Below are 12349 nucleotides of genomic sequence, written 5' to 3'. Positions count from 1 at the left end.
GTTCCCATCCACAAACGACAGCGCCCCACCCGAATCTCCGGGTGGGGCGCTCGGTCATCGCCGCGAATCACGCACGCTGCCTGACTATTCGACGCCGCGACTGGTGAAGTCGAAGGAGTCTCCGTCGATGCCCCAGGAGATGACTCGGTCGGGGCGGATTCGGATGACCGTGCGTTCCTGGTGCGGGAACGGCGGCTGCTCGTCATCGAGCGCTTCGGCCGTGCCGCGTATCTCGATACCGCGAATCACGTACGGCTCCAGTGAGACCTGCTGGTCGATGACGAACGACACGCGGCTGCCCGCTTCGACATTGCGGTATTTGCGGCTGGTACGCATCCGCATGCCCCCGATGTCGATCGTGCCGTCGGCGTTCACCCGGTAGCTGGTCGGATTGTTCTGCACAACACCGTCGGGCGACACCGTGGCCAATCGGCCGATTCCGGCCTCGGCGAGGAACTGCTGTTCATTGATGGTGAAGGTCATGTCGTTTACTCCTCGGTGAATTCGAAAATCAGAACAGGATGAGCGCGGCGCACAATCCGGCGATGGCGATGAACTGCAGGGTGATCCGGTACTTCAGAATGCTGTCCCACTTGTCCTGCAGCGCACGGGCATTGGGCGGAATGATGCCGCTCCGCGCGGCAGCCGTCTGCTGCGTATTGATCGGCTTGGCAATGCGAACATAGAAGGCGAGCCAGGCCACCAGCGCCGTCACCGCGATCCCCGCCGCGACAGCGGCCCCAACCTGCCCGGCCCCCAACGCAATCAGCAGCGTGAGCACCGCGACGACCACACCGCTCACACCGACGATCGGCATACGCCTGTCCCCGTAGTAGTGCCCCCACCCCGCACTCATGGTCACGGCCGCGTCGTCGAGCTTGCGGTAGACCGACCGTGTGATCACGGCGCAGGAGACGTCGGTGCCGTAGACCACGGCATTGGCGAGAACGGCAGTGGCGGCAATGATCTGTCCGGCGACAACGAGCATTTCGGTTTCCCTCTTCTTGAAATCTAGCATAGCTAGACGATGGAGCAACGGTAACATAACACCGCTAGCTTGTCTAGCGTTGCTAGATTTCAGAACACCGGGCGCCAGACGAGGAGCAGAGTCCGATCAGGCTCGGCGTGAGATGACCATGATGTATTCGCAGGGATCGTTCGTTCGGTTGGCGAAGCCGTGGTCCGCGTCGGCTTGGAGGAACGCAGAGTCGCCCGGGTTCAGGGTTTCGATGATTCCGCCGATTGCGACGGTGAGGGTGCCGTCGAGTACTACGAGTTGTTTCTCCGTGCCCGGCGGGTATGCGGGGAGCAGGCCCGTCGAGACTTGGGCGGGGAGGTAGTGGACGACCATTTCGGGTCCTCCCGCGCCGGGGGCGGCCGAGACCATGTGGCGCTCGAAACCGGTTTCCGGGTCACGGAAAACGGGGGGGTCGTTCTTGCGCATGACGACGGCCACACCGGATGCGGGCCCGCCCGGCCCACCGATCAGGTCCGAGAGGGACGCGTCGAGGGCGTGGGCGATTCTGGATGCGACGCCGATCGTCGGGCTCTTCTCACCGCGTTCGACCTTGGACAGCATCGCCCGGCTGACCGACGAGCGGGTGGACAGCTGCTCCAACGTCAGCCCCGCCTGCTCACGGCGGCGCCGCACATTGACGCCGAACGCACCGGCCAGGTCGTCGCCGTGTTGTTCGGTCGCGCTCTCGTCTTGCTCGACCACCGTGCTCCTCGATCGATGGGTATTTCGCCGCTCGCAGTGTACTTTTCTCCTAAAGAAGATACGGTCTTCTATCGGGGACGCGCGATGTGCGTCCGACACGATGGAGGTTCCATGCGTTTGATCTCGAGCGGCCGACACCACGCCGTGTTCGAATTCGGTGAGCTGCAAGTGATCTCGTTGCGAGACGGGTACATCGACATGCCGCCGACACGGCTTCGCGACGAGGAAGGGTGCCCGTTCGACGAGTTACCGGCGGTCGTGCCGCTGGTCGGTGACAACCTGCGGCTGTCGGTCAATGCCTTCCACGTCACCGACGGCACGCGTTCGGTTCTCATCGATACCGGCGCGTCCGACAATTGGCATGACCCCACCATGGGATTGATCTACGACGCGCTCGACGAAGCGGGAATCGATCGCGCGAGTATCACCAATGTGGCCATCACCCACAACCACGAGGACCACGTGAGCGGCTTGATCGCACCGAACGGTTCAGAGGCGTTCACCGAACTCGAGCGGGTGTGGATCGGCGCGGGCGACACCGCAGTGTTCACCGGGCGACTCGAGCCGATCCGCGACCGGGTCGTACCCGTATCGGAGCAGGTCGCGATCAACGACTGGACCACCGCGATCCCGACACCCGGCCACACACCCGGTCACACCGTCTACGACATCAGAAGCGGTAACGGCCACCTTCTCGTCTGGGGCGACACCGTGCACGTTCCCACGCTCCAATTCGATCAGCCGAACGTGTCCTGGGAGTTCGACGGCAATCAATCCCAGGCCCGCGCCGCGCGAGCGGCCCTCCTCGAACAACTGACCCGACCGCACCACTTCGTAGCCGGGGCCCACCTCGATTCGCCCGGCATCGCCCGCGTAACCCCCTCCGGCAACGGTTATGCGCTGCAATACCTCTCACTACCGATCGGCTGATCCAGCAGATTTCACCTCACCAGGGCACGGTTCCGGCATCGTCGAAGAATCCGCCGGTCGGTCCGTCGGCGGGCAGGGTCGCGAGGTGAATCGCGATCGCCGCCCCCTGCTGTGGTGTGCGGATGCCCCGGAAACCGTTGAGGTCGGTGGCGGTGAAACCGGGGCAGCCCGAGTTGATCAGGATGTTGGTGTCGCTCAACTCCTTTGCGTATTGGATGGTGACGGCGTTGAGGAATGTCTTCGACGCCAGGTACGCCATGGGAATCGGACCCATGTCGATGCCGAGCGTCGTGTGCAGGGCGAGCGAGCCCACGCTGCTGGACATGTTGACAATGCGCGGTGCGGCCGAGCCGCGCAGCATGGGCAGCATCGCATTGGTGACCCGGATGACGCCGATCACGTTGGTTTCCACCACAGTTCGCACGGTCGCGGGATCGATCGTGGTGGGTGTCTGCGGCGAACCGCCGGTGATCGCGGCATTGTTGACCAGGACGTCGAGCCCTCCGGCATGGTCGGCGATGAGCTCGGCCGCGGCGGCGACACTCGCGTCGTCGTCGACGTCGAGCGGCACGCCGAACGCATCGGTCCCGTCCGCGCGCAACTTCTCCACCGCGGTCTCGCGGCGTCGTCGATCCCTCGCGCCCACACCGATTCGCCAGCCGAGGGCGCCCAGGCCCGCCGCGATCTCGTATCCGATTCCTTTGTTCGCGCCGGTCACCAGCGCGATCGTCGGTTCACTCATGCCGTCGATCATGCTGCGGACCCGGATGAGGATGCCAAGACCGATCGGGTGGGCGCCGATACCGCACGGGTATCGGCCGTGGTGAGCGCCGGATACGATGCCCCGGTGGAGACGCGGGAGTTGCGATACTTCGTCGCCGTCGCCGAGGAATTGCACTTCGGGCGGGCGGCACAACGGCTCTCGATGGCGCAACCACCGCTGTCGCGGGCGATCCAGCAGCTGGAACGGCGGCTCGGAGTCGTTCTGCTACACCGCAATTTCCGTGCGATCACATTGACCGAGGCCGGGGCGGTGCTACTGCGGGAGGCCCGCCTCGCCCTCGAAGCGGTCGAAGCCGCCGAGCGCCGCACCCGCCGCGCCGCGGCCGACCGGCCCGGCGTGGTGCTGGCCATCAAGGCGGGAGCGTCCAGCGAACTGCTGTCGAAGCTGCTGGACGCCTATGCCGCCGAGCCCGGCGCCGTCGCGGTCGAGGTGATGCTGTGCGGTCCCGGCGAACCGGAAAACCTGCTACGCAACGGGCGTGCCGACGTAGCTCTGCTCCACCGGCCCTACGACACGACAGCTGGATTCGACACCGAGGACCTGCACACCGAACAGCAGATCGTGGTCCTGCCCGCCGGACATCCCTTCGCCGACCGGCCCCACATATCGATGGCCGAGGTCGACGCCCTGGCGGACCTGCCCCTGCCGCGCTGGCCCCGACCGGACGGAAGCTATCCGGACGGGCCCGGCCCCCGGGTTCGCGACCACACCCAGCTGACCCAGCTGATCAGGCTCGGCCGGGCCTGCGCGGTCATGCCCGAATCGCTCCGAGCCCAACTACGCGACGATCACGCCATCGTGCCGGTGCCGGACGCACCGGCCGTCACGACCGTCATCGCCTGGCCCCCGCACAGCAGATCCAAACCCATCGCCGACCTCGTCCGCACGGCGATACGCCTCTAGCCGACGACATCCGCGCATCCCGTGCACCGTCCTGCCTCAGTCGGTGCCGTCCTGCACCGGATAGTGGATGACGACCACACCGCCGGTGGCGTAGTTGGCGACATCGGCGGCCAGCCGCTGGCCGTGTTCCGACGCCTGCGCCGCGGCCAGGGCGTCGGCGTCGGCGAAGTCGCCTTCGAAGACCGCGAAATACGGCGCTTCTCCGTTGAGGGCCGCCACGTCGAAGCTGTAGCGCCACGCGATCAGGCCGGGCCACTCCCTGACCAGTGGAAGGTGTTTGGTCACGTAGTAGTCGCGGAAGTGGTCGGGGTCGGTGGGCTCGGGATAGAGGACCAGCAGCTTATGCATGACTGCCTCCTGCATCCACCGCGGTCGGTTGAATCGTCATATGTGCAGGTTAGGGCGCGATATGCGGTCGAGGGAAAGACCGAGACGCGATAGGCTCAGAACGGATCGTTATCAATCGGCAGGGAGGGCATGTGGCGCCGGATACGGTGAGCCTGCGGTACTTTCTGGTGCTGGCGCAGGAGTTGAACTTCACCCGCGCGGCGGAACGGATCGGTATCGCGCAGCCCGCGCTCAGCGCCCGGATGCGCCGATTGGAGACCGAACTCGGTACGAGCCTGCTGGTTCGCAACACGCGCAGCGTCGTATTGACCACGGCCGGTGTCCCATGCCCGGTCCAGCGCCGCCCGCGCTGGCGGCGCTGGACCGGGCATGGGACACCGCCAGGAAGGCGGGGGCCGGTGAACTAGGCACGCTGCGTATCGGATACAGCCTCAGCGCCGGGACCGAGACGGCACCGGCGCTGGTGGACAGGCTGATTCGCGACAGCCCCGGACTCGAGGTCGGCGCGTTCCCGATGGCGACACCGGAGATCTCCCTCGCGGTCGCCGAGGGCCGCATCGACGCGGGGATCACCCGCGGTGAACAGCCGGGTCGCGGCGTACGCCGTTTCCTGCTGCGATGTGCGCGCATCGGAGTCCAATTGGCAGAGCATCATCCGCTGGCCGAACACCCGGAGATCGAGATCGCCGATGCGGCCGCCTATCCGCTGCGACTCCCCGACCGCACGGCCAACCCCGTAATCCACGACCAGCTGTCCGCGCTGTTCCGCGACATCCGCCCACACCCCCGATTCCGCACGCCCGCAGTCTCTTTCGATATGTCCCAACGCGACCTACACGACGGCCTCACCCTCGCCCCGGCCGGTGAAGCCGCAGTCACGACCCAACCGGCCGGTCTCACCTGGCGCCCCCTTCAGGGCGCACCCCCCCTTGACCATCCACCTGGTCCTCCCACGCGTGCAATCACCACTACACCGCCGTATCCGTACCGTCGCCAAAACCCTGGCGCACGAACTGAACTGGCTGCCGGACTGACACGCTGTATCGGTCATTACGGCCAGTCCAGGAAGGTGTTTCCACGAACCATGGATCAGGAGCGGGCGTGGCAGAACGTGCGTACGGCGCGGTTGAACTCCTCGGGCCGTTCCAGGTTGCTCAGGTGTCCCGCGCCGGGAATCACGACAAGCTCGGCGTGCGGGATCGCGTCCTGGAACGGCCGTGCGACAGCCAGTGGCGAGCGCACATCCTGTTCGCCCCACAGCAACAGCGTGGGCACCGACACGGTGGGCAGCAGATCGCGCTGGTCGGCCTCGGCCATCAGCGCCAGCTGCTTGCGCATCGTCTCCGGGCGCACGACGGCCGCCATCGCGTCCAGCAGCGGTACGTACGCGGCGGGCGGCTCGCCAGCGAACAGTCCGGGCGGGTCGGAACGAACTCACCACCCGGCGCGGCCAGCATCTGGCGCGCGCCCTCGACCCGGGCTCGTACCTCCTCCGCGGGAAGGGAGCCCTTCCAGTCCGCGTAGGTGTCGGCGAGGATCAATGTCCGCACCAGGTGCGGATGTCGACGGTAGAACTCCAAGGCGAGGGTGCCGCCCCAGGAGAGACCGGCGATATGCGCCGGACCGAGCCGCAACGAGTCCACGACCTCGGCGAGACAGTGCGCGTAGTCCATGAGGCCGAACGACTCGGGGATATCGGATGAACGGCCCGCTCCTGGCTCGTCCCAGGTCACGACGGTGAATTCATCTGAGAGCACGTCAAATTGCGGCCGCCAGATGCGGGCGTCGTCCCCCGCGCTGTGCAGGAACACCACGGGCGGCCCCTCGCCAGCCCGGTCGTAGGCGATCTCCAGACCGCCGACTCGCACCATGGCCACGACTCCACGCTAGCTCCTGCCCGGGGGTGCGGGACGTGGCGACTCTAATGCCGCCCAACGCTCGGTACCGCCGAAACGGCATGGCTCGAGTTCGGACCAGGGCACCGTGAGTTCTGTTCTCGACAATCGGTCGTCGTCCGCGACCGCGTTGATCTCCGCGATGCGCTCGCCCGCGAATCGCACGGTCATGACCAGCATCAGCGTCCCGTTCGGGGCCAGCGCAATGCCCGACTCACCGTCGAGCATGATCGCGCGGGCAGGCCGCGCCTTTCCGCAGAATGCTGCGGCGAGGACTCCGCCGCCGTCGAGGTCGGTCCCTGCTCCCAGCAGCCGCGCGGCCTCGTCCGCGCGGTAGGTCGCGTCCGGGTCGAGCATTGCCAGGAGCGCCTCGAACTCACCGTTCTGGGCGGCCCGCAGGAACGTCTCGACGGCGCGGTATCGCCGCATCCGGTCGTCTCTGCTCGATCCGGGGTTACCTCGCACCCGTCGCCGCGCCCGGCTGGCGATCCGCTGCGTCGTCTCGGCGCTGCGATCGACGATCGGGGCGATATCGGCGAACGGTACGGCGAACAGGTCGTGCAGGACGAAGGCGATACGTTCGGTCGGCGCGAGCTTGTCCAACACCACCAGCAGCGCCAGGCCGACAGAGTCCGCCAGCAGGGCCTCCTCCTCGGGATCGGTCCGGGGCCGCGCACCGAGGTCCGCGTCGTGTTCGTCGAGGAAATCCTCGCGTCGCGACTCGCGGGACCTGAGCATATCCAGGCACACCCGGCCCACCACGGTCGCCAACCAACCGGCCAGGTTCTCGACGTCGTCGGTGTCGGCCCCGGCGGCCTTGAGCCAGGTCGTCTGCACGGCGTCGTCGGCCTCGCTGAGCGACCCCAGCATCCGGTAGGCCACCGCCCGCAGATGGCTCCGATGCTCCTCGAAACGCCGTGCGAGCAGCTCGTTTCCGTTCATGTGTCTGGTTTCCTCGCCGTCACCCGTCAGAGAAGCAGGAAGCCGTTCCGACATGAATAGTGGAGGCAGTAAATCATGAACGTCGCTCTGTGGATCGTGGCCGGAGTGCTGGCGGCCGTGCTCTTCGTCAGCAGCGCCAAGCTGGTGATCCCCAAGGAGAAGATCGTGGCTGCGGGCGACTACGCCGCGTGGGCAAAGGATTTCAGCCCCGGCGCCCTCAAAGCGCTTGGGGTCGTGGACCTTCTGGGCGCGGTAGGGCTGATCCTGCCCGCCGTGCTCGACATCGCACCGATCCTGGTGCCGGTGGCGGCGACCGGAACCGCCCTGCTCTTCGCCGGGGCGATCATCGTGCGGGTCCGGCGCGGTTTGTGGACGACGGCCATCGCCGAGGTGCTCTACCTGGCCATGGCCGTCTTCGTGGCCTGAGGCCGTTTCGGCCTCGCTTGACACCCTGTTATTCCGAAGAGCATGCGTGCATGGGGTCCGCCGACGAGTGTGCAGCATGTCGGTACCGGCAGACACAATGGCGGACGTGGAGAACGGTGATGACAACGACGCTGCCCGGCCCTCCCCAGCTGTGAGCAGATGGAAGGTGGGTCTGACCTGCGCCGCAATCGTCGCGGCCGCCTACCCCATCGCCTGGCTGGTGTTCGAGCCGGAGCCGTCGGAGCCCACAGATCGGGCCCACAATTCCTATGTCACTCCGCCGGTCGCGTTTCCGGTGCAGATCCCGGGTTGCGATGTCGTAGAACCTCCGCGGGAAAGGCAAACGTTCGGGATTGTTCGCTCCGTCACCTACGAATACGATAATCCGTCGTATCCGTGGTTCTCCGGTCCCAAGGCGGGCGCGATGACGCGGGCGCTGCAGGATGGGCTGCCCGGTGATGTCGAGATCGCCTTCGCCCCGCTAACGCGCTCGCTGGTGTTCCAGCCGATTCTCGGCGATGCCACGCAGAACAAGGAATTCGGCGGTTGGACCAGGGCGAGCGCCACGCTGCTGCGCGGTAACCGAGAGGGCATGCTGTCGGTGAGCGTGCACCAAGCCGATTCCACCGTGTGTCGCAGGCGAACTCGATGAACGGCGCCACCTTCCCGATGGCACGATCGTCGATACCGATGACACCTGGTATGAGATCGAGGGCGTTCGCACCCTTACGCGCGACGCCACCGCCTATCTGCCCGACGGATCCGTCGCCTACGCGAACGCCACCGATCAAGCCGCCGATGGCAGCGGCCGTCCCCGAGCCGTCCCCTTGGCCATCGATGAACTTGTCGCGCTGGTGACCGATCCCGAACTACGCATCAGCGCGCCGGTTCCGCCTGGAACATCGAGCCCGCCCGAGATCTGCCTGCCCTTCGGGATATCCGGCGCGGTGATCGATCAGGCCCAGGCCAGTCGATGGAATGCGGTGCTGGCGCAGATCCCGCTCGACGGTGTGACCATGGACCGGCCATTGGGGGCGCTGCTGCCAGGAGAGTGGGGCGGCGGCGTGTGCCAGGCGGTTCAAGTAACCACGCCCGACCGGCAATCGCGGTTGGCCATCGTGATCAGCACCGAGCAACCCCTGCCGCAGGAGCCCAATACCTCCTACGGCGACGCGAGGCGGCGGCTGCCGGACGGGACTGTGGTCGAGACCCACGAAGAGCGAAGTGCGGCACCGGCGTCAACGCCGCGAACCGACCGCACGGTCACCGTCACCCGCCCGTCCGGAACACAGATCGAAATCTCCTTCGCCGACGCCCCCGCCGACCTTCTGCCGTTAGCGCAGCTCGAGGAGATCGCCCTGAACCCGGGACTCGACGTGTCGTGAGACAAACGATCCGCGCTGACCGAACCAGCGACCGCACGAACTCCGGCGGACTCACCGCCATCGCCCGAGAGTACGGTTTCAACAGGTGCTCCGGTGTGAGCGGCCAGTAGGCGCTGTGGTGAGGATGCTCGATGATCGTCGAAACGATCCCCATGTGGACCGACCGACACTCCTTCGTACCTCTGCGTGATGTTCTCGCCTTGTTACCGGCGAACAGCTGGCGGTGGAAACTCGAAGAATTCGAGGGCGTCGGACAACCTCCCGAAGGCGCCACGTGGGCAGAATTCCACGTCGCGGTCGACACTGGGGTCGCTGTCTTCGATTGGGCCGGAATCCAGCGGTTCGCCGAGGGTTTGGATCAGATGATCGATGGTCGCATTGTCGCCACCGACGCGGATGACATGCCGGTGGTGACGGTCGACGTGTTCGACAGCTCCGAGTACCAGATCGTCATCGATCCCGCCCGGAGCGACGCGGCCGCGCACGTACGCCGCTGTCTCGATGCGCGGCAAGCGAAGTGGTGAGCGGCCCGTGGGGTCGACAGGATGTGGATCGAGCAGTTGGATCGGGGCATGATGCGGATCCCGTTCGAGCTTGCGCCCCTGGACGAGGTCGTCGCGTGGGGAGAGCGTTCGACGCTGCATTGGTTCGGTCTCACTCAAGGGTGGTACGGGTTGGAAGTCGGTGGCGTCGAGTTGCTCCGATACACCGAGCAGACCCTGACCCGGACACGCGGGAACCCCGCATCGGAGCCGCCCTGGGTGGACTATTACGTAGTCCGGCTATGGGAGGACCTGCTCGATGTGCTGCCTTCGGCTCTCGAACCGGTACCCGATAATGTGGCGAAGTTCTTTGCCGCGGAAGCCGAGGAATGGGTCGTCGATGCTGGCGATCCGGACGTCCTCGACGACTCCGCGGCCGCCGCATCGGAGGCCTATAGCCTGCGATGGACCGACACCTCGTACCTTCGATTCGGGCCCGGTTTCCGGTGGTGTCGCACCCTCGGCTCCCAGGACACGGTCACCGTAGCGTGGCGGTTCACCCCCGATCCCGACGGTGAGATCACATTCTCCGCACCACAGTCGGGCCGCAGAACCATCAGCACCCCGGAATTCGTAGCCGCTGTAACCGATTTCGACCACCGACTGCTGCAAGCCATACAGGAGCGGGTGGACCACCTGGCGGTGACCGGCGCCCTTCCGGGTATCGAGCTCGATATCTCTGCACTGCTTCGGGAACAGGCGCAGCGCCGGACATGGTTGCCGCGGGCACTGGCGCGACACCACGACACCGACTGGGCCGCCGTGCGTGCGGGCGCGACGATCCTGGCTCCGCACCTGGTGTGACCGCACGCTATTGCCGATGTGCGCGCATTCGGCTGGCGCCAAAGGTCCTCGGCTCCTGGATGGTCCGATTCCAAGCAGTAGTGTGGCCGTGACCGACGCAGCAGTTTGCCGAACACATGTTCGAGAATACACACTGTAGTTATGCATGATGAGCAGGGTGGCTGGGCTGGCCTCGGCTGGGCGGCATGGACCGATCCAGGGCAGATACGCGCACGTCTGGAAGCGGGCGCCGACCCCGATGTCCTGCTGCGTGGCCAGCAGAGACCGTTGGACATGGCCGCCAAGCACGGGTCTGCGGAGGTGGTGGCGGAGGTGGCGTCGCGGGTGGGTGATGTCGACGCGATGGCGTGGGGCCGTACCGCATTGTGGCGTGCGGTGTATGCCAACCGTCACGACAACGCCCGCGCGTTGCTGGCCGCGGGCGCTGATCCGGCGCGACCGATGATGGCGGGCTGGTCCCCGGCAAGGCTGAGCCTGGCTGGGCAGCATCCGCTGGTCACCGGCGCGTTGTCGGCCTCCGAACAGGCCTCGGTCGAGGAAAGGCTGTAGCTGACCACGGCACTGGGCACACCATGGATCGACGGGATGAGCCTGGTCTGTGTCGCGGGCATCGACGCGGCCGAGGCTGTCCGCCGGTTGGACGCCGAAGTCGTGCCGGCGGGATCGGTGACTCCGGACGACACGGCTAGCTGGCCCCTGTCCGCTGACACCGAGTTGACGATGTGGGCGACCGACGTGCCCGGCGGCTGCGCGATCGCCCAACCCTGGTCCTACATCGCCTCGATGCCCGGCATCTCCACCCGCCTGTCCGCTGGCACGAAATGCTATGGGATGTACTTCAACCCGAAGAGCGGCTGCCAGGGCAGCACCAGTCTCGACGGCGCGCTCACCGGCTCGGACATCAGTCCCGCTCTCGACCCGTCCGACGATGATTCCGCCGAGGACATCCTCACCTCGTACCTTTATCAACACGACGTCCTCGCCTACTGCTGCGCGTGGGCCGGGTTGCGCCCGCGCGACGCGCGCGCCTTCGCTGGACCACCGGACATGTGGCTACGTGTGCCCGACGGTGACTATCGGTACCGACCCTGACCACTCGGAACGGCCAACCCGCTCGCCCCCAGGCACACCAAGCAACCCGCACAACGACTGAGCCCCGTCCGGCAGCCGGACGGGGCTCAATCAGCTCTCGGGCCTCTCACCAGCCCCAAAGTGCGATCGGTCTGTCAGACTTCGACGATTGGCCTGTCGTGTCGGCCCTGACGCGATCTATCGGAACGGCGCTGGCGGGATCATGCATCCTGCCGGTGTGCGCGTCACCGAACAGTTCGGGATCGACGCTCGGCGGCTCCGGGTTGTCGGAGATCCAGATATTGCCATAGACCCCGCCCTTGGCCAGCAGATGCCCGCTCGGCATCCACACCAGCGCCCCGCAGGTGCGGTCCGCGCTGATCGCGACGGTCAGACAGGCAGCGGGGAACTCGGCCGATGCTGGGGTCAGCGCGAAGGAAACCGACGAGCGGGTAGCGCTACTGTGCTCGATGGCATCGGTGACAGCTCGGCCAATTTCCTCGTGGGTGGTCGGAAATGTCCGCACGCCTGTGTATCTGACTCGGAGAATCATGTTCTTTCTCGGTCCCTGCACTGTTCGAACCGGCCAGCGCTCCGGC

Annotated in this window: 17 protein-coding genes and 2 pseudogenes; 10 read left to right on the top strand and 9 right to left on the bottom strand. The window is 66.3% G+C overall.

The features are described 5' to 3' along the window. Nucleotides 1-84: 84 nt before the first annotated feature. The 3 genes from NC4_RS07895 to NC4_RS07885 all read right to left on the bottom strand — a co-directional run bounded on the left by NC4_RS07895 (nucleotide 85) and on the right by NC4_RS07885 (nucleotide 1720). Nucleotides 85-483, bottom strand: coding sequence for a PPOX class F420-dependent oxidoreductase (locus tag NC4_RS07895; RefSeq protein WP_067534426.1), 399 nt, complete (start codon nucleotides 481-483; stop codon nucleotides 85-87). Between the two features lie 28 nt (nucleotides 484-511). After that, nucleotides 512-1018, bottom strand: coding sequence for a DUF1772 domain-containing protein (locus tag NC4_RS07890; protein ID WP_245721554.1), 507 nt, complete (start codon nucleotides 1016-1018; stop codon nucleotides 512-514). 96 nt (nucleotides 1019-1114) lie between these two features. Then, nucleotides 1115-1720, bottom strand: coding sequence for a helix-turn-helix domain-containing protein (locus NC4_RS07885; RefSeq protein ID WP_067534422.1), 606 nt, complete (start codon nucleotides 1718-1720; stop codon nucleotides 1115-1117). On the opposite strand from NC4_RS07885, the gene NC4_RS07880 reads away from it, so the two are divergent. Next, nucleotides 1709-2650 (top strand): MBL fold metallo-hydrolase, encoded by a 942-nt coding sequence (locus NC4_RS07880; protein ID WP_245721553.1) that lies wholly within the window; start codon nucleotides 1709-1711, stop codon nucleotides 2648-2650. The two genes, NC4_RS07885 and NC4_RS07880, sit on opposite strands and share 12 nt — an antisense overlap. A 16-nt stretch (nucleotides 2651-2666) precedes the next feature. Here NC4_RS07880 and NC4_RS07875 read toward each other — a convergent pair whose 3' ends face one another. After that, a complete protein-coding gene (locus NC4_RS07875; RefSeq protein ID WP_067535931.1) occupies nucleotides 2667-3392 on the bottom strand; it encodes an SDR family NAD(P)-dependent oxidoreductase in 726 nt (241 codons plus the stop codon). Nucleotides 3393-3440: 48 nt separating this feature from the next. Between NC4_RS07875 and NC4_RS07870 the strand changes: the two genes are divergently transcribed. Continuing rightward, nucleotides 3441-4337: a LysR family transcriptional regulator gene (locus NC4_RS07870; protein WP_218020959.1), complete on the top strand. Its 897-nt coding sequence runs from the start codon at nucleotides 3441-3443 to the stop codon at nucleotides 4335-4337. 36 nt (nucleotides 4338-4373) lie between these two features. Here NC4_RS07870 and NC4_RS07865 read toward each other — a convergent pair whose 3' ends face one another. Continuing rightward, complete coding sequence (locus NC4_RS07865; protein ID WP_067534416.1) at nucleotides 4374-4685, bottom strand: EthD family reductase; 312 nt, start codon at nucleotides 4683-4685, stop codon at nucleotides 4374-4376. 131 nt (nucleotides 4686-4816) lie between these two features. Between NC4_RS07865 and NC4_RS43845 the strand changes: the two genes are divergently transcribed. Both NC4_RS43845 and NC4_RS07860 read left to right on the top strand, forming a co-directional pair. After that, nucleotides 4817-5092, top strand: a complete 276-nt coding sequence (locus NC4_RS43845; protein WP_281186245.1) for a helix-turn-helix domain-containing protein — start codon at nucleotides 4817-4819, stop codon at nucleotides 5090-5092. After that, nucleotides 5011-5550, top strand: a pseudogene (locus NC4_RS07860) (LysR substrate-binding domain-containing protein); the annotation flags it as partial. The gene NC4_RS43845 and the pseudogene NC4_RS07860, both read left to right, overlap by 82 nt. A 305-nt stretch (nucleotides 5551-5855) precedes the next feature. On the opposite strand, the pseudogene NC4_RS07855 reads toward NC4_RS07860, so the two are convergent. Then, nucleotides 5856-6556: pseudogene (locus NC4_RS07855) on the bottom strand (alpha/beta fold hydrolase); the annotation flags it as partial. A gap of 15 nt (nucleotides 6557-6571) precedes the next feature. Further along, nucleotides 6572-7522: a sigma-70 family RNA polymerase sigma factor gene (locus NC4_RS07850; RefSeq protein WP_067534413.1), complete on the bottom strand. Its 951-nt coding sequence runs from the start codon at nucleotides 7520-7522 to the stop codon at nucleotides 6572-6574. Nucleotides 7523-7597: 75 nt separating this feature from the next. Between NC4_RS07850 and NC4_RS07845 the strand changes: the two genes are divergently transcribed. The 3 genes from NC4_RS07845 to NC4_RS42260 all read left to right on the top strand — a co-directional run bounded on the left by NC4_RS07845 (nucleotide 7598) and on the right by NC4_RS42260 (nucleotide 9333). Next, nucleotides 7598-7948 (top strand): DoxX family protein, encoded by a 351-nt coding sequence (locus NC4_RS07845; protein WP_067534410.1) that lies wholly within the window; start codon nucleotides 7598-7600, stop codon nucleotides 7946-7948. A 106-nt stretch (nucleotides 7949-8054) separates the two neighbouring features. After that, the gene (locus NC4_RS42265; RefSeq protein ID WP_245721552.1) at nucleotides 8055-8600 is read left to right on the top strand and encodes a hypothetical protein; all 546 of its coding nucleotides are present in this window, start codon (nucleotides 8055-8057) and stop codon (nucleotides 8598-8600) included. A gap of 175 nt (nucleotides 8601-8775) precedes the next feature. After that, nucleotides 8776-9333, top strand: a complete 558-nt coding sequence (locus tag NC4_RS42260) for a hypothetical protein (protein WP_245721551.1) — start codon at nucleotides 8776-8778, stop codon at nucleotides 9331-9333. 203 nt (nucleotides 9334-9536) lie between these two features. Here NC4_RS42260 and NC4_RS41490 read toward each other — a convergent pair whose 3' ends face one another. Beyond that, a complete protein-coding gene (locus NC4_RS41490) occupies nucleotides 9537-9995 on the bottom strand; it encodes a hypothetical protein (protein ID WP_218021021.1) in 459 nt (152 codons plus the stop codon). Here NC4_RS41490 and NC4_RS07830 point away from each other — a divergent pair. From NC4_RS07830 to NC4_RS41480, 3 genes are all read left to right on the top strand, one after another. Next, nucleotides 9879-10679 (top strand): DUF5984 family protein, encoded by an 801-nt coding sequence (locus NC4_RS07830; protein WP_369690696.1) that lies wholly within the window; start codon nucleotides 9879-9881, stop codon nucleotides 10677-10679. The genes NC4_RS41490 and NC4_RS07830 overlap by 117 nt on opposite strands. Nucleotides 10680-10820: 141 nt before the next feature. Beyond that, entirely contained in the window at nucleotides 10821-11228 is a 408-nt protein-coding gene (locus NC4_RS41485; protein WP_218020958.1) for an ankyrin repeat domain-containing protein, read from the top strand. A 36-nt stretch (nucleotides 11229-11264) separates the two neighbouring features. Then, entirely contained in the window at nucleotides 11265-11771 is a 507-nt protein-coding gene (locus NC4_RS41480; protein ID WP_218020957.1) for a hypothetical protein, read from the top strand. Between the two features lie 106 nt (nucleotides 11772-11877). Here NC4_RS41480 and NC4_RS07820 read toward each other — a convergent pair whose 3' ends face one another. Further along, nucleotides 11878-12276: an Imm1 family immunity protein gene (locus NC4_RS07820; protein ID WP_169814745.1), complete on the bottom strand. Its 399-nt coding sequence runs from the start codon at nucleotides 12274-12276 to the stop codon at nucleotides 11878-11880. Nucleotides 12277-12349 lie beyond the last annotated feature (73 nt).

It is taken from the genome of Nocardia crassostreae (genome assembly GCF_001613405.1).
In the GTDB taxonomy this organism is placed as follows: Bacteria; Actinomycetota; Actinomycetes; order Mycobacteriales; family Mycobacteriaceae; genus Nocardia; species Nocardia crassostreae.
The sequence above is the reverse complement of the archived record's forward strand: the minus strand, read 5'-3'. Positions and strand labels throughout refer to the sequence as shown.

Bases quoted from the DNA above. Each gene is read 5' to 3' on its own strand.
- NC4_RS07890 (WP_245721554.1), bottom strand. From the start codon at position 1,018: ATGCTAGATTTCAAGAAGAGGGAAACCGAAATGCTCGTTGTCGCCGGA.
- NC4_RS07865 (WP_067534416.1), bottom strand. From the start codon at position 4,685: ATGCATAAGCTGCTGGTCCTCTATCCCGAGCCCACCGACCCCGACCAC.
- NC4_RS07845 (WP_067534410.1), top strand. From the start codon at position 7,598: ATGAACGTCGCTCTGTGGATCGTGGCCGGAGTGCTGGCGGCCGTGCTC.
- NC4_RS07850 (WP_067534413.1), bottom strand. From the start codon at position 7,522: ATGAACGGAAACGAGCTGCTCGCACGGCGTTTCGAGGAGCATCGGAGC.
- NC4_RS07875 (WP_067535931.1), bottom strand. From the start codon at position 3,392: ATGAGTGAACCGACGATCGCGCTGGTGACCGGCGCGAACAAAGGAATC.
- NC4_RS41485 (WP_218020958.1), top strand. From the start codon at position 10,821: ATGCATGATGAGCAGGGTGGCTGGGCTGGCCTCGGCTGGGCGGCATGG.
- NC4_RS07895 (WP_067534426.1), bottom strand. From the start codon at position 483: ATGACCTTCACCATCAATGAACAGCAGTTCCTCGCCGAGGCCGGAATC.
- NC4_RS07830 (WP_369690696.1), top strand. From the start codon at position 9,879: ATGTGGATCGAGCAGTTGGATCGGGGCATGATGCGGATCCCGTTCGAG.
- NC4_RS41480 (WP_218020957.1), top strand. From the start codon at position 11,265: ATGAGCCTGGTCTGTGTCGCGGGCATCGACGCGGCCGAGGCTGTCCGC.